Source organism: Limnobaculum parvum, from assembly GCF_003096015.2.
GTDB classification, from domain to species: Bacteria; Pseudomonadota; Gammaproteobacteria; order Enterobacterales; family Enterobacteriaceae; genus Limnobaculum; species Limnobaculum parvum.
On record NZ_CP029185.2, the window covers coordinates 1,076,194 to 1,099,499 of the forward strand.

The 23,306-nt window shown below is 38.4% G+C and carries 20 protein-coding genes; 13 read left to right on the forward strand and 7 right to left on the reverse strand.

Annotation, left to right across the window (positions count from 1 at the left end):
* Positions 1–202 precede the first annotated feature (202 nt).
* Together HYN51_RS04145 and HYN51_RS04150 are read right to left on the reverse strand one after the other, a co-directional pair.
* A complete protein-coding gene (locus tag HYN51_RS04145) occupies positions 203–2,161 on the reverse strand; it encodes a MacB family efflux pump subunit (RefSeq protein WP_108901686.1) in 1,959 nt (652 codons plus the stop codon).
* Between the two features lie 4 nt (positions 2,162–2,165).
* A complete protein-coding gene (locus HYN51_RS04150; protein ID WP_108901687.1) occupies positions 2,166–3,356 on the reverse strand; it encodes an efflux RND transporter periplasmic adaptor subunit in 1,191 nt (396 codons plus the stop codon).
* A gap of 266 nt (positions 3,357–3,622) precedes the next feature.
* On the opposite strand from HYN51_RS04150, the gene HYN51_RS04155 reads away from it, so the two are divergent.
* Complete coding sequence (locus tag HYN51_RS04155; RefSeq protein ID WP_108901688.1) at positions 3,623–4,300, forward strand: response regulator transcription factor; 678 nt, start codon at positions 3,623–3,625, stop codon at positions 4,298–4,300.
* A gap of 6 nt (positions 4,301–4,306) precedes the next feature.
* Entirely contained in the window at positions 4,307–5,644 is a 1,338-nt protein-coding gene (locus HYN51_RS04160) for an ATP-binding protein (RefSeq protein ID WP_108901689.1), read from the forward strand.
* A 68-nt stretch (positions 5,645–5,712) separates the two neighbouring features.
* Here the strand turns inward: HYN51_RS04160 and crr are convergent, their stop codons facing one another.
* The 4 genes from crr to cysK form a co-directional block, all read right to left on the reverse strand.
* On the reverse strand, positions 5,713–6,222 hold the full coding sequence (crr, locus tag HYN51_RS04165) for a PTS glucose transporter subunit IIA (RefSeq protein ID WP_108901690.1): 510 nt from the start codon (positions 6,220–6,222) through the stop codon (positions 5,713–5,715).
* A gap of 201 nt (positions 6,223–6,423) precedes the next feature.
* The gene (gene ptsI / locus HYN51_RS04170) at positions 6,424–8,151 is read right to left on the reverse strand and encodes a phosphoenolpyruvate-protein phosphotransferase PtsI (protein WP_108901691.1); all 1,728 of its coding nucleotides are present in this window, start codon (positions 8,149–8,151) and stop codon (positions 6,424–6,426) included.
* A gap of 45 nt (positions 8,152–8,196) precedes the next feature.
* Complete coding sequence (gene ptsH, locus HYN51_RS04175) at positions 8,197–8,454, reverse strand: phosphocarrier protein Hpr (protein ID WP_047781613.1); 258 nt, start codon at positions 8,452–8,454, stop codon at positions 8,197–8,199.
* A 544-nt stretch (positions 8,455–8,998) separates the two neighbouring features.
* Positions 8,999–9,967, reverse strand: a complete 969-nt coding sequence (gene cysK, locus HYN51_RS04180) for a cysteine synthase A (RefSeq protein ID WP_108901692.1) — start codon at positions 9,965–9,967, stop codon at positions 8,999–9,001.
* Between the two features lie 882 nt (positions 9,968–10,849).
* Between cysK and HYN51_RS04185 the strand changes: the two genes are divergently transcribed.
* The 9 genes from HYN51_RS04185 to galE are packed head-to-tail and all read left to right on the forward strand — an operon-like array spanning position 10,850 to position 19,478.
* Complete coding sequence (locus HYN51_RS04185; RefSeq protein WP_108901693.1) at positions 10,850–11,845, forward strand: NAD-dependent epimerase/dehydratase family protein; 996 nt, start codon at positions 10,850–10,852, stop codon at positions 11,843–11,845.
* Positions 11,846–11,902: 57 nt separating this feature from the next.
* Positions 11,903–12,298: an adenylyltransferase/cytidyltransferase family protein gene (locus HYN51_RS04190; RefSeq protein WP_108901694.1), complete on the forward strand. Its 396-nt coding sequence runs from the start codon at positions 11,903–11,905 to the stop codon at positions 12,296–12,298.
* A 17-nt stretch (positions 12,299–12,315) separates the two neighbouring features.
* A complete protein-coding gene (locus tag HYN51_RS04195; protein ID WP_157952980.1) occupies positions 12,316–13,551 on the forward strand; it encodes an oligosaccharide flippase family protein in 1,236 nt (411 codons plus the stop codon).
* The gene (locus tag HYN51_RS04200; RefSeq protein ID WP_108901696.1) at positions 13,541–14,356 is read left to right on the forward strand and encodes a LicD family protein; all 816 of its coding nucleotides are present in this window, start codon (positions 13,541–13,543) and stop codon (positions 14,354–14,356) included. Before HYN51_RS04195 ends, HYN51_RS04200 begins: the two co-directional genes overlap by 11 nt.
* A gap of 11 nt (positions 14,357–14,367) precedes the next feature.
* Positions 14,368–15,705: an O-antigen polysaccharide polymerase Wzy gene (gene wzy / locus HYN51_RS04205; protein WP_157952981.1), complete on the forward strand. Its 1,338-nt coding sequence runs from the start codon at positions 14,368–14,370 to the stop codon at positions 15,703–15,705.
* Positions 15,705–16,640, forward strand: a complete 936-nt coding sequence (locus HYN51_RS04210) for a glycosyltransferase family 2 protein (RefSeq protein WP_108901698.1) — start codon at positions 15,705–15,707, stop codon at positions 16,638–16,640. The genes wzy and HYN51_RS04210 overlap by 1 nt, the downstream gene beginning before the upstream one ends.
* Before the next feature lies 1 nt (position 16,641).
* A complete protein-coding gene (locus tag HYN51_RS04215) occupies positions 16,642–17,694 on the forward strand; it encodes a glycosyltransferase (protein ID WP_108901699.1) in 1,053 nt (350 codons plus the stop codon).
* Positions 17,691–18,428, forward strand: a complete 738-nt coding sequence (locus HYN51_RS04220; protein ID WP_230514018.1) for a glycosyltransferase family 2 protein — start codon at positions 17,691–17,693, stop codon at positions 18,426–18,428. Before HYN51_RS04215 ends, HYN51_RS04220 begins: the two co-directional genes overlap by 4 nt.
* Positions 18,429–18,461: 33 nt before the next feature.
* On the forward strand, positions 18,462–19,478 hold the full coding sequence (gene galE / locus HYN51_RS04225; RefSeq protein ID WP_108901700.1) for a UDP-glucose 4-epimerase GalE: 1,017 nt from the start codon (positions 18,462–18,464) through the stop codon (positions 19,476–19,478).
* A 144-nt stretch (positions 19,479–19,622) separates the two neighbouring features.
* On the opposite strand, the gene HYN51_RS04230 is transcribed toward galE, so the two are convergent.
* A protein-coding gene (locus HYN51_RS04230) for an IS3 family transposase (RefSeq protein ID WP_407936334.1) occupies positions 19,623–20,734 on the reverse strand; the annotation gives its coding sequence in 2 pieces (ribosomal slippage) (positions 19,623–20,482 and positions 20,482–20,734; 1,113 coding nt in all).
* Between the two features lie 355 nt (positions 20,735–21,089).
* Between HYN51_RS04230 and HYN51_RS04235 the strand changes: the two genes are divergently transcribed.
* The gene (locus HYN51_RS04235) at positions 21,090–22,166 is read left to right on the forward strand and encodes an LPS O-antigen chain length determinant protein WzzB (protein ID WP_157952982.1); all 1,077 of its coding nucleotides are present in this window, start codon (positions 21,090–21,092) and stop codon (positions 22,164–22,166) included.
* Between the two features lie 208 nt (positions 22,167–22,374).
* A complete protein-coding gene (gene rfbD, locus HYN51_RS04240; RefSeq protein WP_108902157.1) occupies positions 22,375–23,277 on the forward strand; it encodes a dTDP-4-dehydrorhamnose reductase in 903 nt (300 codons plus the stop codon).
* The last annotated feature ends 29 nt before the right edge of the window (positions 23,278–23,306 follow it).

The following is a 23,306-nucleotide window of genomic DNA, read 5'->3' on the forward strand; positions in this document are numbered from 1 at the left end:
GTCGGTGAACCGTCTGTACTTAGCAATGGCGTGCGTCGGGCCTGGCCTGGCTAGGGGCGCTTCGTTGGCTCACGCCAAGTCGACCCCAACACCCGTCCCTCCCGACGATTAGCTATCTTAAGGTACAAAAATTAGACTATCAGATTTTATTCTTGATCTGATGCCCACAGTCGTTGCGGGCATTTTGCTTTTACAGGAAATGCTATTCTCGCTCCAGAGCGTTGATAGGGTCCATTCTTGCGGCTCTGCGGGCGGGGAAGAAACCAAATACCATACCAATCATCGTTGAACAGACAAACGCGGCAACGATGGATGTGATGGAGTAGATCATGGAGAAGCTACTGACTAACCGATCGAAGATGGCGCCAATACCCAGAGCCAACCCCACGCCCAATGCGCCGCCTAGCAGGCAGACTAGAATCGCTTCGATCAGGAATTGCTGCATGATATCGCTGGAGCGGGCACCAACGGCCATGCGTACCCCAATTTCCCGAGTTCGTTCGGTTACCGATACCAGCATAATGTTCATCACGCCAATACCACCCACGATCAGTGAAATTACGGCAATCATGGAAACCAGTAGCGTTAGCGTTGCGGTGGTCTTTTCAATCGTTTGGCGAATACTGTCGGTATTCAGAATAAAGAAATCCTGAGTGCCGTGGCGTTGGGTTAATAACTTAGTAACCCCTTGTTCAGCCACATCCATATCAATATTGTCCTTGATACGCACAGTGATACTTCTCAGATATGACTGACCAAGCATGCGTTTCATCACGGTAGTGTAAGGAAGCCAGACGTTAAGGCTTTCACTGCTGCCAAAGCCACTTTGCTGCTCTTCTGCTACGCCAATGATGCGGGCAGGCAGGTTGCCCAATAAAATCACCTGACCAACGGGATTACTGCTCTTACCAAACAGCTTCTCTTTGGTGTTAGCGTCAATGACCACATCCTGAGCCAGAGAATCGACACTGCTTTGGCTAAAGGCCATACCCAGTTCCATTTTATAGCCGCGTACATCAAAGAACTGTTGGCCTACACCGTTCACCGTCCCCGTCACTGACTGATTATTGACCCGAAAAGTCGTGGAGGTGGAGACGCTGGGGGTAACGCTGTGGACATAGCTTTGCTGACTGAGGGCATCCGCATCTGTTCCGCGTAGCGTGTGTATAGTAGAGGCTTTACGATCGCCAAAGTCTTTGCCGGGAAAGACTTCCAGTGTACTGGTGCCCATTGAGCTGATATCAGCCAGAATTTTCTGACGAGATCCCTCACCCAATGCCACCACGGAAACCACCGAGGCGATACCAATAATGATACCCAACATGGTCAGAAAGGTGCGTAAGCGCTGGGAAAACATAGCCAGCAGCGCCATCTTGAAGGCATCAACAAAGCGATCGCGTAGGGCAAACCAACCGTTGTTGGTTTTGGTTGCATGGGATGATGACGATTTTTGAACTACAGCTTCTGGTGCTTTATGCACTTTTCGATCGGCGATAATATTGCCATCGCTGATTTCGATAATGCGTTCTGCGTGTTCAGCAATTTGCATATCGTGGGTAACAATCACCACAGTATGGCCTTGACTGTGCAGATCCTTAAGGATCTTCAGTACTTCTTGCCCACTGTGCTTGTCTAACGCACCGGTCGGTTCGTCCGCCAGAATAATCTGGCCGCCGTTCATCAACGCACGAGCAATACTCACACGCTGCTGCTGGCCGCCGGAGAGCTGACTAGGGCGGTAGCTGGTACGTTCATCCAAACCTAGTCGTGTTAATAGCGCTACGGCCCGTTCCTTGCGTTTTTGACGCTCGGTTCCTGCATAGATAGCAGGAACCTCGACGTTACCCGCGGCGGTTAGATCGCCCAGTAGGTGATAACGCTGAAAGATAAAGCCAAAGTGTTCACGACGTAGCTCCGCCAAATCATCGGGAGCCAGTTCATTGGTGGCTCGCCCGGCAATACGGTAAGTTCCGCCGCTGGGCTTATCCAGACAGCCGAGGATATTCATCAACGTTGACTTACCTGAACCGGAGGCGCCAACAATTGCGACCATTTCGCCGGAATGAATCGTTAGATTTATTCCTTTCAGGACGGTAACGGTTTGCTCTCCGGCCGGGAACTGGCGAGAAATATTATCCAGTTGCAGTAACGGTTGGCTCATCAAATTACATCCTCATCCGCATGCGTGCCGGTTGAGTCGATCCCGCAGCCCCTGATTCGCTGATAATGACATTTTCACCCTCTTCCAGACCAGAGGTGATTTGTACGTCAACGTTATTGTTGATACCGGTTTTGACTTTCTTCTGGACGATCTTTCCCGACGTGTCAACAACCTGAACGCTGGCGTTACCTTGGTTATCCGTATTGTTGAGCGCCGTGGTTGGGATAACAATGGTGTCTTTAGCCTGATCCAGAACAATGTAGACTTGAGCCGTCATGGATATACGTAGCTTGCCATCCGGGTTTTCCGCATCGAACAGACCGTTGTAGTAAATTGCGGTGGTTGTAGCACTAGATGAGGTAGTTGTGGTGGTATCGCTGCTATTGATAGAGTCTGGCGCAGGCTCGATGGCGCGTAACTTGGCGCTATAGTGTTTGCCTGGCTCTCCCAGAATAGTGAAGTAAACCGGCATACCGATTTTAACTTTAGGTACATCTGCTTCAGAAATTTGAGCTTCAATAGTCATGGTGTCTAATTGAGCAACTTTCATAATCGTTGGAGCACTTTGTACGGCGTTAACCGTTTGTCCTTCCTCAACAGGAATAGCGACCACAACGCCATCAATAGGGGAGCTGATTTTGGTATAGCCAAGATTCAATTTGGCGGTATCCATCGCGATTTGCGCCTGAATAATTTGCGCATCCAGTGATTCAATTTCCGCTTTAGTGACATCTAATTGGGCTTTAGCCGCATCATAATCCGCTTGAGCACCAACGCCTTTTGCCAGAATTTGGCTTTGGCGATTGAAGGCTAATTGATAGTTTTTTAACGCGGCTAATTTGGCTTGACGTTGGGCCTGTACGCTTTTTAAGCCAGCTTCAGCATTATGTAAGTCATTGTTTTGCGGTAGATCATCAATTTCTGCCAGCGCCTGGCCTTTGGTAACCTTATCACCCAGCTCTACATGCAGCGCTTTAATCTGACCAGAAACTTGAGCACCTACGTTAACCTGTTTTAAGGCTTTAATGGAGCCGTCTGCCAGAACGGTTTGCTCTATACTCGTCTTCGTTGCCGGCGTAGTAATATAGTTAGGTTTTACCACTTCGGGAAAAAAGAATAGCTTTATCAACCAACCGGCGATCAAAATGGCTGCAATAATCAGCACATATCGTAGTTTGGATGTAGGTAATTGCATAAGTTTCAGTTGCCTTAAAAGTACTAAACATGGAATAAAAACTTGAGGACTTCGCTGTCCGTTATGGATTATGCACTAATGTACAATGAGTTTATGGCGTCTGGAGTAAGCTCATCATAAGGAAAGTGTAAGGTTTAAGTAAAAGTAGCTGCATATTACAACCGAAGACGTGAGAATGATAAAAATATATCCGTCATCTTTAGCGTTTGCTACCTTCCGGCAGCCCGAAATCTAACGGATATAAACAGAATAATCAGGAGAAAGGCATGAAAATTCTTTTGGTCGATGACGATGTGGAACTTGGCAGTATGCTACGGGAATACCTTCAGGCTGAAGGTTTTTCGGCTACCGTCGCCTTAACCGGACAGGCGGGCATTGATGGTGCCATGTCGGGAGAATATGCCGCCATGATTCTGGATATTATGCTGCCGGATATGAGCGGTATTGATGTTTTGAATAAAGTCCGTAAGAAAAGTCGCTTACCCATCATTATGTTGACGGCAAAAGGCGACAATATCGATAGGGTGATTGGTCTGGAGATGGGGGCTGATGACTATGTACCAAAGCCTTGCTACCCACGAGAGTTAGTCGCTCGCCTACGCGCCGTATTACGCCGTTTTGAGGAGCATGTTGAGCCTCAGGATGAAGTGATTATATGTCTGGGGGACTTATGCCTAGATGCATCTCAACGCACCAGTGAATGGAAAGGGGATGCGTTTGAATTAACAGCATCTGAATTTAATTTACTGATGCTGTTAATGAAAGAGAAAGACCGGGTGGTTTCTAAAGATGAACTGTCTGAGCAGGGATTGGGGCGACCAAGGGAAGCTTATGACCGTAGCGTAGACGTTCATATCAGTAATATCCGTCAAAAATTGAGTCAGATTGCTGGCGATACCTTATCCATTGAGACAGTGCGTAGCATTGGCTACCGCATCAGGTAACAAATTATGCGCCGAAGTCTGTTTTGGAAAATATTGATTGGTTTCTGGATAACCTTCATTGTGATTACTCAAGCGGTATGGCTGGTGTTTTATTATTACGCCAGTCAGAAAGAGCCGCTTGAAAACAGAATCGCCAATCGCATTGTTTCGCTTCAATTTACCTCGGCGGTCACCGTGCTGGAAGCCGAAGGTATTGATGGCCTTAATCGCATGACCGATGGCTGGCCAACTACCGATCAACGGCATATTGCGATTATTCCACTGAAAATCCCATTAACTCAAAATCCTCAACGCACATCATTGATTCCACTCACGGATGATGTGCGGGTTGAACATGTTAAAGGTGGGGATGGTAAATACTATTTGTTGAAATACGATGTGGAAGCGCTTAGGAAGGAATATCGTCCAAATCGTTCAGGTAGAGTATTGTTCTTCAATATTCCTAATCCATTATTGATATTAGGTGGAATAGGCGGCTTCTTATTTAGTTTTATATTGGCATGGCACTTAACCCGCCCAATGCGTCTGTTGAGATCCGGTTTTGATCGGGTTGCTCAGGGTGACCTGAATGTGCGACTTTATCCTGTGATGAATAAACGTCGGGATGAACTCAGCGATATGGCGCGTGATTTTGATTCTATGGTGGAACGTTTAAAGTTATTGGTAGGGGCAAGAGAGGCATTACTACACGATGTTTCTCATGAATTGCGTACTCCGCTGGCGCGTTTGCAGTTGGCTATAGGGTTAGCGCGACAGAATCCGCAAAATGTAGAAAACTCTCTACAGCGCATTGAGCATGAATCTGTGCGGTTAGATAAGATGATTGGCGAGCTGCTAACGCTGTCTCGGACTAACGCCGCCGGCCTTTCTGATGAAGAGTATTTTGACCTGTATGGCTTATTGGAAGCTGTAGTCAGCGATGTTTGCTATGAGGCTCAGGTGCCTGGAGTAGATATCCTTCTTGAGGCTGATGACTGTGTCAAAGAGGATGCTACGGTAAAAGGTAATTCTGAACTAATGCGACGCGCGGTAGAGAATATTGTACGTAATGGATTACGCTTTTCGAAAGGCGGGCAGCAGATTCGGGTTGAATTGAGTAAAGTAGAAAGTGAATTTGTTATTAAGGTCAGCGACCAGGGGCCTGGTGTGGATGAAGATAAACTCTCCAGCATTTTCGACCCATTTGTTCGGGTGAAGTCAGCGGCTTCAGGAAAAGGCTATGGACTGGGGTTAGCCATCGCTCAGAAGGTTGTTAAGGCCCACGGTGGCACTATAGAAGCTAAGAATGGTGCAGATGGTGGATTGATTATCGATATTCACCTTCCGCTTTGGGAAGGGTGCTGAACCAGTCAATATTCAAACCAATAAAAACGGAGCCAGAAGGGGCTCCGTTCTCAAATAAAATTTAATCATTACTTCTTAATACGAATGACGGGCGTTTCTCCCACGACAACACTGCCGCTAAGCTTAGTCAGCTCTTTGATTTCATCCATATTAGAGATTACAACAGGAGTCAGTGTAGATTTAGCTTTCTCTTCAAGTAAAGCCAGATCAAATTCGATCACTAAATCGCCTTTCTTGACGTGTTGGCCTTCTTCAGCAATACGCTTAAAACCTTCACCTTTCAGTTCAACGGTATCAATACCGAAGTGAACGAACAGCTCGATACCACTATCAGATTCGATAGAAAACGCATGGTTAGTTTCGAAGATTTTACCAATGGTGCCATCAACAGGAGCAACCATTTTGTTGCCGGTTGGTTTAATTGCAATGCCATCACCAACGATTTTTTCAGCAAAAACAACATCAGGTACATCTTCAATGTTGACAATTTCACCGGACAGCGGAGCAACAATTTCAATGCTGCCTGCATCTTTCTTATCATCAGAAACGAGTTGTTTCAGTTTGTCGAACAAACCCATGATTTTCTCCTCAGCAATAATATTTTAATCGGCGTTGCCTTAAGCTTACCTATTAGACTATTTTACATGTTCTTTTGTGCCTGAGTAGTGTAAAAATACCTCAATTATACGTTTGTCGCTTGAGGTATTTGTTCACTAATTCGGCACAAAGTGACTGTAACAATAGCGGCTACAGGGATCGGCTTTTATTATAAAGCGAACTTAGCAGAGCGTTTTTTCTTCAATGAATTTATTTACAATCGCTAATATCTGCTCAGCTGTTGGCTGTGCTAATGCATTTTCCGCCAGCGTTTTTACATCAGAATAGTTCGCGTTGCGAATAATTTTCTTGATGCGAGGTATTGAGATTGCACTCATACTAAATTCATCCAAGCCCATGCCGAGCAGCAATAGGGTGGCACGTTCGTCACCCGCTAACTCACCACACATACCCGTCCATTTGCCTTCTTTATGAGAAGCATCGATAACCTGTTTGATTAAGGTTAACACAGATGGAGAGAGTGGGTTATAGAGATGAGAAATCAGCTCATTGCCACGATCTACTGCCAGAGTATACTGGGTTAAGTCGTTTGTCCCAATACTAAAGAAATCAACTTCTTTTGCTAAGTGATGTGCGATAGCAGCAGCGGCAGGGGTTTCTACCATGACACCCACTTCAATAGACTCATCAAAAGCAACATTTTCTTTTCTTAGCTGATCTTTTAGCATTTCCAACTCAGTCTTCAGTAAACGCACTTCTTCTACTGAGATGATCATTGGGAACATAATACGTAACTTACCGAAAGCAGATGCACGCAGAGTTGCACGCAACTGTGCATGAAGGATTTCTTTACGGTCTAAGCAGATACGGATAGCGCGCCAGCCAAGGAATGGGTTTTCCTCTTTCGGCAAATTCATATACGGCAGGTCTTTATCACCGCCGATGTCCATAGTACGCAGAATAACAGGTAAATCACCCATGGCTTCAACCACGGCTTTATAAGCCTGAAATTGCTCTTCTTCTGTTGGAAAAGCATCGCGATCCATAAACAGAAACTCAGTACGGTAGAGCCCAACACCTTCAGCGCCATTACGCTCAGCACCCGGTACATCGCGTACAGTACCTATGTTAGAGGCGACTTCAACCTGATGACCATCCAGCGTAATTGCTGGCAGATCTTTTAGTTTAGCTAATTCATTTTTATCACTCAGGTACTGAGCCTGAGCCGCTTTTAGCTGCTCAATGGTTTCTGTTGGTGGGTTGACGTAAACCTTGTTGTTAACGCAATCCAGAATCAGATAATCACCATTTTTCACCTGTTTGGTGACATCATTTGTGCCGACGATCGCAGGAATTTCTAGCGAACGAGCCATAATGGAGGTGTGGGACGTCCGGCCACCTAAGTCGGTGATAAAACCGAGAACTTTATCTAAATTTAACTGAGCGGTTTCTGATGGAGTCAGATCGGTTGCAACCAGAATAGCTTCATCCTGAATAGCACCCAGATCGACAATGGACATCCCCAGAATGTTTTGTAATAGGCGCTTGCCGATATCACGAATATCAGCAGCGCGCTCTTTTAAGTATTCATCTTCCAGACTTTCAAGTTCGATAGCCTGAGCTTCAAACACGCCATGAGCGGCGGCATCAGCACTTTCTAATTTCGTTTTGATTCGGCTTTCGACTTCCTGCTCGAGGTCTTCGTCCTCCAACAGCATGATATGACCTTCAAAGATGGCCGCTTTTTCTTCACCAAACGTTTCGCTCGCTTTTTCCATAATGGCATTAAGCTGGGTGCTGGCTTTATCACGACCAGCTTTAAAACGGGCTATTTCTTGCTCGATGTTATCGCTGGAAATTTTCTTGCTATTAATAACGATAGGGTCGTCTTTTAATATAAGAGCCTTACCAAATGCAATGCCTGGAGATACTAAGATGCCTGAAATCATAAGCCTACCTTAATCTAAAACGGGTGTTAAAATGTAATACAGGGCTTATTCAAGTTCTGCCATTAATTTTACAAGATGCTCAACAGCCTGTTGTTCATCTTCGCCTTCAGCTGAAATAGTTACCACAGTACCTTGAGTCAAACCAAGCGTTTGTAATTTAAACAGGCTCTTAGCGCTTGAGCTCTTGCCATTTGAAGTGACAGTGATATCAGAAGTAAAAGCTTTAGCTTCTTTTACAAACTGTGCTGCTGGGCGGGTATGCAGTCCGTTTGGCGCGGTTACTGTAACATCTTGCTGGAACATAGTGATCCTCAACTTAGTTGGATTAAAGCTTTTGGCGTTAACACTTAAGTTTAGCCTATTATTTTTATTAATACGGCGTTAGCGTAACAGCAACATTGCCATATTAATGCTGGGATGCGCGGGATAGAAGGAACGAACTTCGGTGCTTTTAATGCTCCACCGTTTTGTTGTTCCGAACTACGCTATATCACTTACGCTATTATATATGGCTCCTTTTAGCAAGAAGCTAAACGATTAAGAAGTGATTTAATTCGCGCATCGAAAAAAGTATTTAGCTTGATACTCGCTGAGACGAAAAAAATCAAATTTTTTTATTTAAAAGCGAGATATGGTGCACAGAAAACAGACTAAAAATGACATTGGTTACAAAAATGTTATTGATTGAATCATGGGTTTAAACAGAATGGATAATTTTTAACGACCGAATATTTAATAGGAAATTGATTATCTGGTAATCTAAAAAAGTTGATTTTTTATTCAAGTAAAAAAGCTACCGCAAGAAATTTTGTAGTAGCTTTTAGCATAATGGTTAGTGAGTGCTCTCTTACTGCTGCAACTCTTTTTCGGTAAATAAGTCAGCAAAAAGAGGGGTGCTTAAATAGCGTTCTCCAGATGAAGGCAGAATCACTACGATATTTTTGCCGGCAAACTCTGGCTTCTCAATTAAACGTAAAGCAGCAGCCACCGCGGCACCGGATGAAATACCGGCCAGAATGCCTTCTTCGTCCATCAAACGACGAGCTGTGGAAATAGCTTCTTCATTACTGATTTTTTCAACCCGATCAATCAGACTAAGGTCAAGGTTGCCTGGAATAAAACCGGCACCAATGCCTTGAATCTTATGTGGTCCAGGTTTCAAATCTTCACCGGCTAATGCCTGGCTAATAACCGGAGAGTCGGTTGGCTCTACAGCGACTGAAATAATTTTTTTACCTTTAGTCTTTTTAATATAGCGGCTTACACCCGTCAATGTACCACCGGTACCAACGCCAGCGATAAATACATCAACGTTACCATCCGTATCTTCCCAAATTTCAGGGCCGGTCGTTTTCTCGTGAATTGCGGGGTTAGCTGGATTGTTAAACTGCTGCAGCATTAAGTAATGTGCAGGATCGGATGCAACAATCTCCTCTGCTTTTGCTATTGCACCTTTCATTCCTTTAGCTGCTTCGGTCAACACAAGGTTTGCGCCTAACGCTTTTAACAATTTACGGCGCTCAAGGCTCATTGATTCTGGCATAGTAAGCGTTAACTTATATCCACGGGCGGCAGCAACAAATGCTAAGGCAATCCCAGTATTACCACTGGTAGGTTCGACTAACTCAACACCTTTCTTTAATGCACCACTCTTTTCTGCATCCCAAACCATATTTGCACCAATTCGGCACTTCACACTAAAGCTGGGATTGCGGGATTCTATTTTTGCTAGGATTTTTCCATTCCCAATGCTATTCAGGCGCACCAGCGGGGTATGACCGATGGTCTGTGAATTATCTTCATAAATCTTAGTCATGGTTTATCCTGTATATATTATGAGTTTTTTAGAGAACTCATATAGCATAGCGCCAAACTTATGAGAGTGAAGGAAAGTTTTGATATATCGATATGTGATTAGGGAATAAGTTTTATAAGAAGTCACATAATCTTTGATGATCTTTGGTTGACGTAGTATAGTCGGAGAATAAACCTATGGTACCTCATGTAATAGTTGAAATAGTGATTTTCAACATGATCAACTATTGGTTTGTTTAAGCTTTTAATGAGCATGATTATACACCGTTAATTCATCTGAAATTTAATTAGTAATCATAAGTGTGTCTGGAAATATATAATTCATAACTTATGTATTAGTCATGTTAAATATTAAATTGTTTTTTTTGGATTAATAATGGGTTTTAGTTTTGTTACATTGTTGTGAGTATATTAATTTTGATTGTATTGCATTGGTGTTTATTGAACCAAGGGCGGTAGCGTAGATTTTTTAGAGTAAAAATCCCACTGATTGTAAGGTCTTATATTGTTGATTTTATAAATAAATATTTAAGAAAGTTAACGTAAATTTAATTTTGCTGTAGCTTGTAACTAATACTCAGTAAATAATAATTTTATTAACTTGTTTGTTTTGTATCTATTTTCTTGAGTTTTATTTTAAATCATTAAAGCCAATCAAATTATAATCCAAAAGGGAAGCCACTATTAAAGTCTGTTTTCGTAATGCGTGCATCTGACTCATCAATAACCCATTGAAATTATAATGATTTAAGTTGATTTAACATTTGTAATATTTTGTAGTTACATGGAGTTGCTTAAATAAACAATGAAGTATAAAGCCAGTGTTTGATAAAGGGCTATGTAAGTTGTTTTATTAAAGCTAAAATTATTTATAGGATATAATATGAAAAAAAAGGTCATTCTTATCGGTGCTTCAGGTTTTGTTGGCACTCGTCTTATTGAAAAGACAATTTCTGATTTTGATATTAAGAATTTAGATAAACAACAGAGTCATTTTTATCCTAATATTACGACATTAGGTGATATTCGTAATCAGAACTCTTTTGATAGTCACCTGGAAGGGCAAGATACAGTGATCCTTCTTGCTGCGGAGCATCGTGATGATGTTCACCCTACATCCCTTTATTATGATGTAAATGTACAGGGCACTCGAAATGTTTTAGCTGCAATGGACAGAAAGAATGTTAAAAATATTATTTTTACAAGTTCTGTGGCAGTTTATGGACTGAATAAAGTTAACCCAGATGAGGGGCACCCTGTCGATCCTTTTAACCATTATGGTAAAAGTAAGTGGCAAGCCGAAGAGGTACTAAGGGAGTGGTATCATCGTAATCCTCAAGAGCGTTCATTAACTATCATCAGACCAACGGTTATTTTTGGTGAGCGTAATCGAGGGAATGTTTATAATTTACTTCGACAAATTGCCAGCGGAAAATTCGCCATGATAGGAGATGGAAATAATTATAAATCTATGGCCTATGTTGGTAATGTTGTTGAATTTATTAAATATAGACTAGAAAATCTATCTCAAGGATATGAGGTTTATAATTATGTTGATAAACCAGACCTTAGTATGAATCAACTGGTAGCTGAAGTGGAAAAAAGTCTGGGTAAAAAAATTCCATCGTTTCACTTACCCTATACTTTAGGCGTATTAGGTGGTTTCGGTTTTGATGTCTTAAGTAAAATCTCTGGTAAAAAGTACCCTATTAGCTCAGTGCGTGTAAAAAAATTCTGTGCAACTACGCAGTTTGATGCAACTAAAACGCACGACTCTTCTTTTCTTGCTCCATACACTTTATCGCAGAGCATTGATCGTACGATACAATATGAATTTGTAAAAGTTAAAGAAGACGATGTTACATTTATTTCTGAATAAATTCGAATTGAACGTTTAAAATTATTATAGATACGTATTATATTAGGTATAAATTGTATGAAAAGAGTAATAACATTTGGTACGTTTGATGTGTTTCATATTGGGCATATAAATATACTTGAACGAGCAGCTCAATTTGGTGAGCATTTAGTTGTTGGCGTGTCATCAGACAAACTGAATTTTTCAAAGAAGAATAGATATCCTATTTATAATGAAAAGGATAGAGTGAGAATTATCTCGTCAATGAGAGTTGTTAATGAAGTCTTTATAGAAGAATCTTTAGAATTGAAATTGGAGTATATAAAGAAGTATAGGGCTGATGTATTAGTTATGGGAGATGATTGGGAAGGGCGTTTTGACTGGGTTAAAGATACGTGTAACGTAATTTATTTACCAAGAACACCATCAATATCAACTACTGAAATAATAGAAGTTGTTAAGACAACTAGGTAAACTCTATAAGGTCTCTTGTGAGTAATAGTAATAGACTTTTTAAAAATATACTATCGCTGACTATTGTTCAGTTTTCTAATTATATTGCGCCATTATTAGTGTTACCATATCTTACTCGTATATTGAGTGTGGAAAATTTTGGCATTGTAGTAATATCTTTTTCTATTTGTAGTATAGCTATGATTATTACTGACTTTGGCTTTGGTTTGTCAGGTACTTATTGGATATCTAAGAATAGAAATGATAAAAAAAACGTGGCAAGTTATATAGGTGCTATCTACTTAATTAAATTGATGTTAAACGCTGTAATTGTTTTTTCTCTTCTTCTATATATTTTTATATGGCAAGAAAACTTTCTAAATGAGCCCTTATTGGTTATTGGTATATTATTAACAATAATTTTTCAATCTTATCAGCCAATGTGGTTTTTTCAGGGAATTGAGCGAATGAAAAACGTCACCATTTGCATGGTGGCATCTAAGTTAATTTATTTGATTTCAGTTCTTGTATTTGTAAAAGGAAAAAGTGATTCAGATATTGTCTTATTATGCCTTGCTTTAAGTTCTTTAGTTTCTGCAGTATTAGGAATAATTAGAATTTATAAAGAGAATTATAAACTAGCTTGGCCACATATAAGTTTAATAAAAGAAGTTATCCAAGCTAGCTTTAATTTTTTTATCTCTCGGGCATCGGTGGGTATTTATACCAGCGCCAGTACCTTTATCGTCGGAAGCTTTTCTGGTCTGGGTCAAGCGGCTCTATATTCAAGCGCAGAAAAATTGTATCAAGCAGGGTTAAGTATATCATCACCTATATCACAAGCAATTTTTCCATATTTGGCACGATCAAGAAATATAGGCGAATTATTTAAAATACTGCTGGTAATATTTCCATTGTTAGTGGTAACTGTCTTTATCTGTTTATTTTATACAGAAAATATAATTATTATTTTTTATGGTGATTTATATAAAGATGCAGCTCCAGTTTTAAGAGTGTTCCTTATTACATCACTGTTCAGTTTCATCAGTATAAATATGGGTTACCCTGCGTTTTCTATATATGATCGGTTAGATCTTGTAAATCTTTCAGTTTATATTGCTGCAGTACTGCATATACTGGGACTCGTAATTTTATATTGCGGTAATAATATAACGGCAATTAATGTGTCTTTATGTGTTTGCATTATAGAGTTTGTTGTTCTTATTATTAGAGTTTCGATGTTCATTAGTTTGAGGAAGAGAAGTGGAAACTAAATTAGAAATCATACAAAAAGAAATGTTAAGAATTGCATTATATTTTCATGAATTTTGTCAGGATAATAATTTAAAATATGCCATTTGTGGGGGCACATTACTGGGCGCCATTCGTCACCATGGATTTATTCCATGGGATGATGATTTCGATGTTTTTATGCCCAGAGAGGATTTTAATAGATTTCAAGAGTTATGGAAAAATTTGGATGATATTGAAGTAATAAAAAATGGTGATGAGGATTATTATAAAGTTGCCACACCAGCTAAATTGCATAATCCGAATACCAGAGTAATCGAGTTAAATGAAAGAGAAAATGGAGTGAGTGAGCGGTTTTTAAACAATGGTATCTTTATTGACATATTTCCTATAGATTATTATCCCGATAATTATTTTGGGAAGTTTCTAAATCTATATTTGGGTAAAATCAATATCAAGAAGTCTCTGTCTCGTTTTCCAATGTCGACATTACCTTTTAAACATAGACTATTCATCAGGCTTTTTAAATTCATTCCTTCATTTATTGTAAATTATCTCATTAAAGCAGGTATTAACTATCTGGAAAATAGACATAGTGGGATGGTAGGTTACGGAATAGAATCTGCTATAACGAATTTGTGGTTAGAGGATAGGGCTATTTATCCATTTAAAAAAGAAGTTTGTATTAATGGATATGAGTTTTATATGCCAGCAGACCCACATAGGTATCTTACTCATAGATTTGGTGATTATATGAAAGTACCTTCTCCTGAAAATAGAATTAGCCATATTAGCCAGCTTTATATTATGGGTAAAGAATATATTTGAATGTGAAGATTATGAAATTACACTCCAAGATGGTTAACTCTTCTCTCTTAATATTAATAACGTTATTTTTGATTTTTTTGTATTCTTGTGATCTTATTAGTTCAAACATTCTGTTTGTATTAAGTGTGGCGATTGTTATTGTTTTTTCTCTTTATAAGAGACGTATAGAACTTCAGACCCTTTTCCTTTTAGCTGTTATTGTCTTCATCCTTGGTCGAGGAGTTATTGGTGCTTTTGGAAATACTGATGTATATAGTGTGATTTGGGGAAGAGCGTATAATCTAGATAGTCATCATGTTGATAGTTTACTCGAATTCTGGTCATATACTCTTTTATTTCTATATATAGCTTTCATATCTTTTGATAAACAAGTGAATGAGGAGTCGGCCTATTCTTTTTCAGACAATATTGACTATTCATTTTATCGTTTTACTTTTAGTTGTTGCTACTATAGTAGCCTAATACTAATACCAATAAGTTCTTATTCAAAATTATTAGCTTTTATAGGTGGTGGATATGCTGGTCTATATAGTGGACAAACAGAGTATTCATTTAGTTTTCTGAGGTTGATTACATTTTTTATACCAATAATGTTTTCTTTAGCGCTAATTATTAATGAAAGCAAAATAAAAAAGCAGTTTGTTTTTATTCTTAGTTTATTCCTTATTGCGTCATTGATCGTTGGGCAAAGAGGTGCGTTTGGGTCATGGATGTTGGTTTATATATGGTATTTGACTTGCTTTAAGAAAAAAAGAAACTCTACATTTATGTTAGTTGTATTAGGAGCAGTTTGTTTGCCATTGTTTCAATTTATTGAAGCTTATCGTAGTGGGTTAGGTCATTGGGATAATGTTATATTTTCCTTTTTCACCAATCAAGGAATGACCTTCTTTATGCCATATTTTTATTCAATATCAGGTATCCCGCCAGTTCATACAATACTCGCCAGCCTTTTACCTTTAGGTGGGATATTCCAGACTTTATCAATATCTACTCCAGAGACAGCAACAATAAGTAGCTGGATTAGTTCTGGTCTTAGCTCCTCCCATTTTGAGCAAGGATATGGAGTAGGTAGTAGTATATTTGTAGAATTATTTGCTTTTTCGGGTAATAATCTGGGGATATATTTACCAGTATTATTTCTATTTTTTTCGTTTATTCAAATTATTAATATAAAGGCAATGACGAATAGAAAATATTTTTCTGTTTTCTGTCTTATATTACCATATATATTTTTATTGCCGAGGGGCTCTATTGGTCAATTAACTTCACAAGTGTTTTACTCAATTATAATTGTATCTTTTTTTTATATCATCTATAGATCCTTACCTAAAAAATTGGCTAAATAATGAACTACAATCCTTTGGTTAGTGTATTAATACCTGCCTATAATGTACAAGATTATGTCGAGGAGGCTATTAATAGCCTTTTAGATCAAACATATGATAATATTGAAATTATTGTTGTGGATGATTGCTCTAACGATAATACATTATCTGTACTGAGAGAAATTGAGCGTCAGAATAAACATGTTCGTGTATTTTCAAAATCAGAGAACTCTGGAATAGTCGATTCACTTAACTATGGATTATTATATTGCCAAGGGGAATTTATAGCTAGAATGGATGCAGATGATATTGCTATTAATAATAGGATTGAGTTGCAGCTTAAATATTTGCTTGAACATTCTAATATCGATATTGTTGGTTCATCCACTATTACGGTTGATATGCATGGGAAAGGGAAGCAAATTTCTAATGTACCTATAGGTAAGGATAAAATTAATAGAACAATTACTCTATTTTCACCGTGTTTTCATATATGGTTAGCTCGTGCTGAAGTTTATCGACAGCTTGAGGGGTATAGGCAACTTGCACCGGCAGAAGATTACGATTTTTTATTGAGAGCTGTAACTTATGGTTATGGAATTGATAATATAGATATTCCATTGATGAAGATTCGTTGTAGAACTGGAAATACTGCTGATATTGCAGGATTAAAGCAAAGAAAAGCGCACAACTATGTGGTACGACTTTACGATTATAGGAAAAGTAATAATAAAAAGTCAGATTTATTTACTGCTAAGGAATTTAAGAATTTTATAGTCGAGGGTAGTTTAGAAGCTAAATTATATGCTCTATCAATTAAATTTATTAAGAAAGGCTTTATGCAGTCTAATAAGATTAAGAAGATTGGATTTTTCTTCTTGGCATCAATCGTATCTAAATGGCAATTTATTTATGCGATTAAACGAGTGTACTTCAAAATTTTACTGAAGATATAATATGCAGAAGATAATTTTCCTTATACATGATATTACCAAGCCTGGTGGTACAGAAAGAGTAACATTAACGCTGGCGAGAAATTTTCAAAAAGAAGATGTTCCGTGTGAAATTTTTTCTTTGAATAAAGAAAATAATATACCATTCTATTCCAGTGGTAAAACACTAATAAAATATGCTAAAAGTAATATAAGAATATTGTCTATCATTGAAGCGATTAATTATGCAAAAAGAAATAATGCTAAGTTAATAGTGGTTTCTATGGGGCGACTTTCAATTGAAGTTTCATTTTTGGCTAGAGTATGCTTATTTAAAAATATTTATCTCTATGAACATATCTCATTTGAATCATTTGGGATGCATATAAGAATATTAAAATATTTTTCATATCTAATTTCAAAAGGAACAATCTTTTTAACTAGGCATGATGTTGAATTCGTGAAATCTAAGTTGCCAAAAATTAAAGCGTATTCAATAGATAATATTAATCCATATGAAAACATTAACTATATAGATATTAATGAGAGAGAAAATATCGTATTAGCTGTAGGGAGATTGACAGATCAAAAAAATTTCTCCAGGTTAATCAATTTATGGAGCAAATTTGAAAATTTAGGTTGGAAGTTACTGATTATTGGTTCTGGGCCTGAGAAGAAGAAGCTTGAAAATGATATTGTTGATCTGAAAATTAAAAATATACTTATTCATGATGCAACACCAAATGTTGATAGCTATTATAAAAGATCAAAAGTATATGTAATGACTTCTAAATATGAAGGTTTACCAATGGTTCTTATTGAGGCTCAGGGTTTTGGTCTGCCTGCTATATCTTTTGATTGTAAAACAGGGCCAGCTGATATTATTCAAAATAATGAATCCGGATATATTATTCCATACGATGATGATGATGATTTTATTAATAAGCTACAATCGATTATGAATGATGCAGCATGTTTAAGCAATATGAGTAAAAAGGCTTTTGTAAATGCTCAACGATTTACTTTCTTGGAAGTTAAAAATGAATGGTTTAAGATATTATCCGAGGAGAGTAAATGAAAGAAATCGTTTCAATTATCATGCCTGCTTATAATGCTGCTGATACTATCCATGAAAGTATTATGTCTGTTTTAGAACAAACATTTACCGATTTTAGACTATATGTAGTAAATGATTGCTCAACTGACAAGACAAAAGATGTTATTATGAGTTTTAGTGATAAACGTATTGTTTATATTGAAAATAACATTAACTTAGGGGTGTCAGAATCAAGAAATCTAGGAATAAAAGAATCAAGAGGGAAATATATAGCATTTTTAGATAGTGATGATCTATGGAAATCTGAAAAACTAGAAATACAATATAACTTATTGTTGGAAGGGTGGGATATCGTATGTAGTAACTATCAAACTTTTTCAGGTTCACCCGATAATATATTGAATTTACGTATTTCACCGGAAGTAATCAGTTATAAAGAAATGCTTAAATCAAACTTCATTGGTAACCTTACTGGAATTTATAATTCTGATAAGCTATCTAAAATTTATCAAAATAAAGTTGGGCATGAAGATTATGTAATGTGGTTAGAGTTAGTAAAGAAAGCTCAAAAAATTTATTGTGTCCAAGAATCATTGGCTTTATATAGAGTTACTGATAAATCTCTTTCATCTAATAAAGTTAGAGCGATGTTTTGGCAATTGAAAATATATCGCAATGTACTTGGATTTTCTTTAATAAAAAGTGGCTATTATTTTTTCTTCTATATTTTATATGCGATTCATAAAAGAAAGTAATTAATATTCTATGAAAGTGCGAGTGTAATTAAGATGTCAATACTAGTAACTGGTGGTGCGGGTTATATCGGTTCACATACAGTCCTACTTTTATTAGAGTATGATTATGATGTGGTAGTTATAGACGATTTTTCAAACTCATCCTACGAATCATTACGTAGAGTAGAGCATTTGACCAATAAGCATATAAAATTTTATCAAGGTTCTATACTTGATAAGGATCTTCTTAATAATGTTTTTTCTGAAAATGATATATCTGATGTTATACACTTTGCAGGACTTAAGTCTGTTAGCGAATCAGTAATAAATCCACTACATTATTATTCAGTAAACGTTAGCGGAACTTTATCTTTACTGAATACAATGAAAGACTATAAAGTCAAAAGCTTTATTTTTAGTTCTTCTGCTACTGTATATGGCAAACCAGATAGGCTCCCTTTAAAAGAAGAATCAAATACAGGTAATACAACGAATCCCTATGGTACTAGTAAACATATGGTTGAACAAATATTGTTTGATTTGGCTAAGACTTGCCGTGAATTAACAATTACTGTTCTTCGATATTTTAATCCGGTAGGTGCTCACCCTTCAGGGTTAATTGGTGAAAATCCAAATGGAATACCAAATAATTTAGTTCCTTATATTTCACAAGTGGCGAGTGGAAAACTAGAATGCTTGAATATTTTTGGAAATGATTATCCAACTATTGATGGGACTGGTGTAAGAGATTATATCCATGTTATGGATTTAGCTGCCGGTCATATCAATGCTCTAGAAAAAAGAGATAATCTTTCGAATATTAATGTATTCAATTTAGGTACTGGCATAGGTTATTCTGTACTTGAAATTATTCATGCATTTGAATTAGTTTCTGGGTGTAAAATTAATTATTCATTCAGTAGCAGAAGGGCTGGAGATATTGCTGAGTGCTGGTCAGATCCTACCCATTCCAATAAGATTCTTGATTGGTATGCAAATTATAGCTTGGAAGATATGATGAGGGATACATGGAATTGGCAAAGAAATAATCCTGACGGGTATCCAAAATAGAATATTTAAAGATAATGAACTGAACTGTAAACATACTATTTTTAGTTTCATGTGCTTTTTGAGATTTCCGGTTTTTTAGCCGTCAGCCGGTATTCTTTCGGTGTCAGGTTATTCAGGGACTCATGAGGTGTAAGTACACCCATTTTAGTACCACATATTTTTTGAGATTTCTGGGTTTTCAGCCATCAGCCGGTATTCTTCCGGTGTCAGGTTATTCAGGGATTCATGAGGTCGCTCACTGTTGTATTCATTCAGCCAGCGATCTGTGATCTCCCGTACTTCATTCAGCGTTTTGAACAGGTAAAAATCCAGTATTTCTGTCCGATACGTCCGATTAAACCGTTCGATATACTCATTCTGCGTCGGCTTGCCCGGCTTGATAAATTCTAGCTTCACACCATGATCTTCAGCCCATTGTGCCAGCGTCAGTGATATCAGTTCCGGCCCATTATCCATTCGCATCTTCAGCGGATATCCCCGGTTTTCCACTATCCTCTCCAGTACTCGAACGACGCGCTGTGCCGGGATATTCAGATCAATTTCTATGGCCAGAGCCTCACGATTAAAATCATCCACAATGTTGAAGGTCCGAAAACGTCGGCCACAGACCAATGCGTCGTGCATAAAATCGATGGACCAGCTCTGGTTAAGTGCGTCCGGCGTTGCCAGCGGAGCCGGATTGCGCACCGGCAGGCGTTGCTTACCTTTACGACGAAAATTCAGTTTTAGCAGGCAGTAAATCCGGTGCACACGTTTGTGGTTCCAGACATGCCCCTGCCTGCGAAGCACCTGAAAAAGTTTCTTAAATCCGTAGCGTGGATAACGCTCAGCCGCTTCAGTCAGCGCCTGGATCACCGGTTCATCACGTCTCGTATCCGGTTGGTAGCGAAACACTGTCCTGCTCAGCGATAACGTCCTGCATGCCTGGCGTATGCTCATCGTAAATTGTGTAGTCAGATAGCCGACGAGTTCACGCTTTATCGCTGGTTTTAAAGCTTTTTTTCGATGACATCCTTCAGCGCTCGGCATTCCAAACTCAGATCGGCAAACATCTGTTTCAGGCGACGATTCTCGTCCTCAAGATCTTTGATTTTTTTGATATCAGCAGCTTCCATACCGCCATACTTCGCCTTCCAGTTGTAATAGCTGGCTTCAGAAATAGCGGTCTCACGGCAGACATCTTTCACCGTTCGTCCGGCTTCAACGGATTTAAGAACGGCGATTATCTGGTGCTCTGTGAATCGGATTTTACGCATGGTGATCTTCTCTGGGGATATAATCAGTATGTCAGAAGATCTCTAAAAGTGAATGACTCGTTTTGATGGGGTACTTACAACAGCATACCGCGCTTTACTTGCGATTGGGGGGCAAGTGAGTATAATCGACCAAGAATATGACATCATATTTATAAGCCTGTATAAAATATAAACAAATTTATTTTTTTATATTGGTTTTGGTTTAACTAGTTAACTTAGATATGCTAGTAACTACCTTTTATCATTAACTATTATGCTTTTAGGAGCCTCACCTAAGGGCGGTAGCATGTGTAAAAAGTATACAAGAGCTTTATTATTTAATAAATACATTAAATTTCAATTAATTGGGATGTCAATGAGCGATAAAGAGCAAATTCAGCCACACCTGCAACCAGTTATTTCTGGTTACTATCCTATGTATCAAGCGCCGAAAAATGATGAGATCGATTTATTTGATCTCATTGTACAAATATGGAAGAAAAAATACTGGGTGATTGGTTGTATTTTGGCAACCACACTTGTGGCGGCCGTTTATGCCTTTACAGCTAAAGAACAGTGGACAGCAACCGCTGTGGTTGATATACCAAGCTTCGATACAATGGATAACTATTATCAAGGTGCGAGGCTGTTGGAAGGCAATGTTGATAAACCTACCTCATCGGAAGAAGTTGCTAATAAATTTTTCAAGCAATTTATTTCACAGGCTGGCTCCTATAATGAGTTAAGTAGGTTTATTAGTGAAAGCGATTATTTTAAGAAGTTAGCTGAAGGAAAGAACGAACAGAGCAAAGCGAATTTATTGAATGAACTTATTGATAATATGAAGTTAACGAAGAATCTGGAAAGCTCAATTTATTCTTTTAGTCTTTCAGCCACGACACCTTCTCAAGCAAAGAGTCTATTGGAAAAATATATTGATGGTGTTAATGCTAATGTTAGCCAGATTTGGTATGCCCAGTTAATTTCTCAAATAAAGAATAAAAAGCAAACACTAAAAAATCAGATGGCAGCTATTAAGAAAGTGGCTGAAGAACAGCGTCAGGAAGAAGTTAAGAATATAAAAATGGCGCTTACCATTGCAGAAAGAACTAATATTCAAAAGCCAGCGATAACTGGGTTAACTCAACTAGATAGCAACAGATTGTTTTTATTAGGCAAAGATGCATTGAGTGCTATGTCTGAAAGCATTGAGAAGCAGCCTTTGACATTAGGTGATTTTTATTATGATTTGCAGCGCCAGTGGATTAATTTAGATAATTTCAAGGTTGATAGTACAGATGCTAAAGGGTTTAGTTATTTGAAAAGCCCAACGCTTCCAGTAAATAAAGATAAACCCAGAAAGTTATTAATACTTACATTTGGTAGTTTATTTGGATTGTGTGTGAGTTCTTTTTTGGTTTTAATTTATGATGGTATAAAAAGAAGAAAGTAGACTAAAGATAATTCGTATATGAATTTTATATGATTTATTGTTCTTCGCTTTTAGACACTATTATTAAGCAACTAGCTATATCCTGAGTTAGAAGTTACCAGAAAGCGTTGAATTTAGTATTTGGATAACTTAATACATTGAAAATGTTAAAAGTTGTGTTTATAACAGTTGAATTAAACAGAACTATTATAGAGAAATAGAAATGTCGATGACAAAAATTCTTTTGTTTGGCAAAACAGGGCAAGTAGGCTGGGAGTTGCAGCGCTCACTGGCGCCGTTGGGAAATATCATTGCAGTTGATGTCCACTCTACTGAATATTGTGGTGATTTTAGCAATCCGGAAGGAATTGCTGAGACTGTGCGCAGTGTAAAACCCGATATTATCGTCAATGCTGCAGCACACACTGCTGTAGATAAGGCAGAAAGCGAACCTGATTTTGCTTACTTGCTGAATGCTACTAGTGTAGAAACTATTGCGAAAGAGGCTGAAAAGCTAAAATCTTGGCTGGTTCATTATTCGACTGACTATGTTTTTCCTGGTAACGGCGAAAAACCTTGGTTGGAGACAGATATGACTGTCCCGCTAAATGTTTATGGCAAGACTAAACTTGGGGGGGAGTTGGCAGTTCAAAATAATTGCACAAAACATCTGATTTTTCGTACCAGTTGGGTATTCGCATGTAAGGGTAATAATTTTGCAAAAACGATGCTGAAGCTGGCAAAAGAACGTAATTCGCTCTCGATAATTAATGATCAATTCGGGGCACCAACAGGTGCTGAATTACTTGCCGACTGTACTGCACACGCTATCCGTATTGCGTTAGATAAACCCGAGGTTACAGGGCTTTATCATCTCGTTTCTGCGGGAACGACTACGTGGTTTGACTATGCTAAATTTGTTTTTGATGAAGCGAGAAAGGCTGGTTTAGTTTTGGCTGTGGAAAACACTTATCCGGTGTCAACAAGTTCCTATCCAACAGCTGCAACTCGTCCCCATAATTCACGCCTGAATACACAGAAGTTCCAGCAAACGTTTAACTTAATATTACCTGAATGGGAAGTTGGTGTTAAGAGGATGCTGGTAGAGTTATTTTCTGCCACAGAAATCTAAAACTGTATTATTTTTCAAGACTGCATCAG

Coding starts and splice junctions, on each gene's coding strand:
- HYN51_RS04145 (WP_108901686.1), bottom strand. CDS start 2,161: ATGAGCCAACCGTTACTGCAACTGGATAATATTTCTCGCCAGTTCCCG.
- HYN51_RS04150 (WP_108901687.1), bottom strand. CDS start 3,356: ATGCAATTACCTACATCCAAACTACGATATGTGCTGATTATTGCAGCC.
- HYN51_RS04155 (WP_108901688.1), top strand. CDS start 3,623: ATGAAAATTCTTTTGGTCGATGACGATGTGGAACTTGGCAGTATGCTA.
- HYN51_RS04160 (WP_108901689.1), top strand. CDS start 4,307: ATGCGCCGAAGTCTGTTTTGGAAAATATTGATTGGTTTCTGGATAACC.
- crr (WP_108901690.1), bottom strand. CDS start 6,222: ATGGGTTTGTTCGACAAACTGAAACAACTCGTTTCTGATGATAAGAAA.
- ptsI (WP_108901691.1), bottom strand. CDS start 8,151: ATGATTTCAGGCATCTTAGTATCTCCAGGCATTGCATTTGGTAAGGCT.
- ptsH (WP_047781613.1), bottom strand. CDS start 8,454: ATGTTCCAGCAAGATGTTACAGTAACCGCGCCAAACGGACTGCATACC.
- cysK (WP_108901692.1), bottom strand. CDS start 9,967: ATGACTAAGATTTATGAAGATAATTCACAGACCATCGGTCATACCCCG.
- HYN51_RS04185 (WP_108901693.1), top strand. CDS start 10,850: ATGAAAAAAAAGGTCATTCTTATCGGTGCTTCAGGTTTTGTTGGCACT.
- HYN51_RS04190 (WP_108901694.1), top strand. CDS start 11,903: ATGAAAAGAGTAATAACATTTGGTACGTTTGATGTGTTTCATATTGGG.
- wzy (WP_157952981.1), top strand. CDS start 14,368: ATGAAATTACACTCCAAGATGGTTAACTCTTCTCTCTTAATATTAATA.
- HYN51_RS04210 (WP_108901698.1), top strand. CDS start 15,705: ATGAACTACAATCCTTTGGTTAGTGTATTAATACCTGCCTATAATGTA.
- HYN51_RS04215 (WP_108901699.1), top strand. CDS start 16,642: ATGCAGAAGATAATTTTCCTTATACATGATATTACCAAGCCTGGTGGT.
- HYN51_RS04220 (WP_230514018.1), top strand. CDS start 17,691: ATGAAAGAAATCGTTTCAATTATCATGCCTGCTTATAATGCTGCTGAT.
- galE (WP_108901700.1), top strand. CDS start 18,462: ATGTCAATACTAGTAACTGGTGGTGCGGGTTATATCGGTTCACATACA.
- HYN51_RS04235 (WP_157952982.1), top strand. CDS start 21,090: ATGAGCGATAAAGAGCAAATTCAGCCACACCTGCAACCAGTTATTTCT.
- rfbD (WP_108902157.1), top strand. CDS start 22,375: ATGACAAAAATTCTTTTGTTTGGCAAAACAGGGCAAGTAGGCTGGGAG.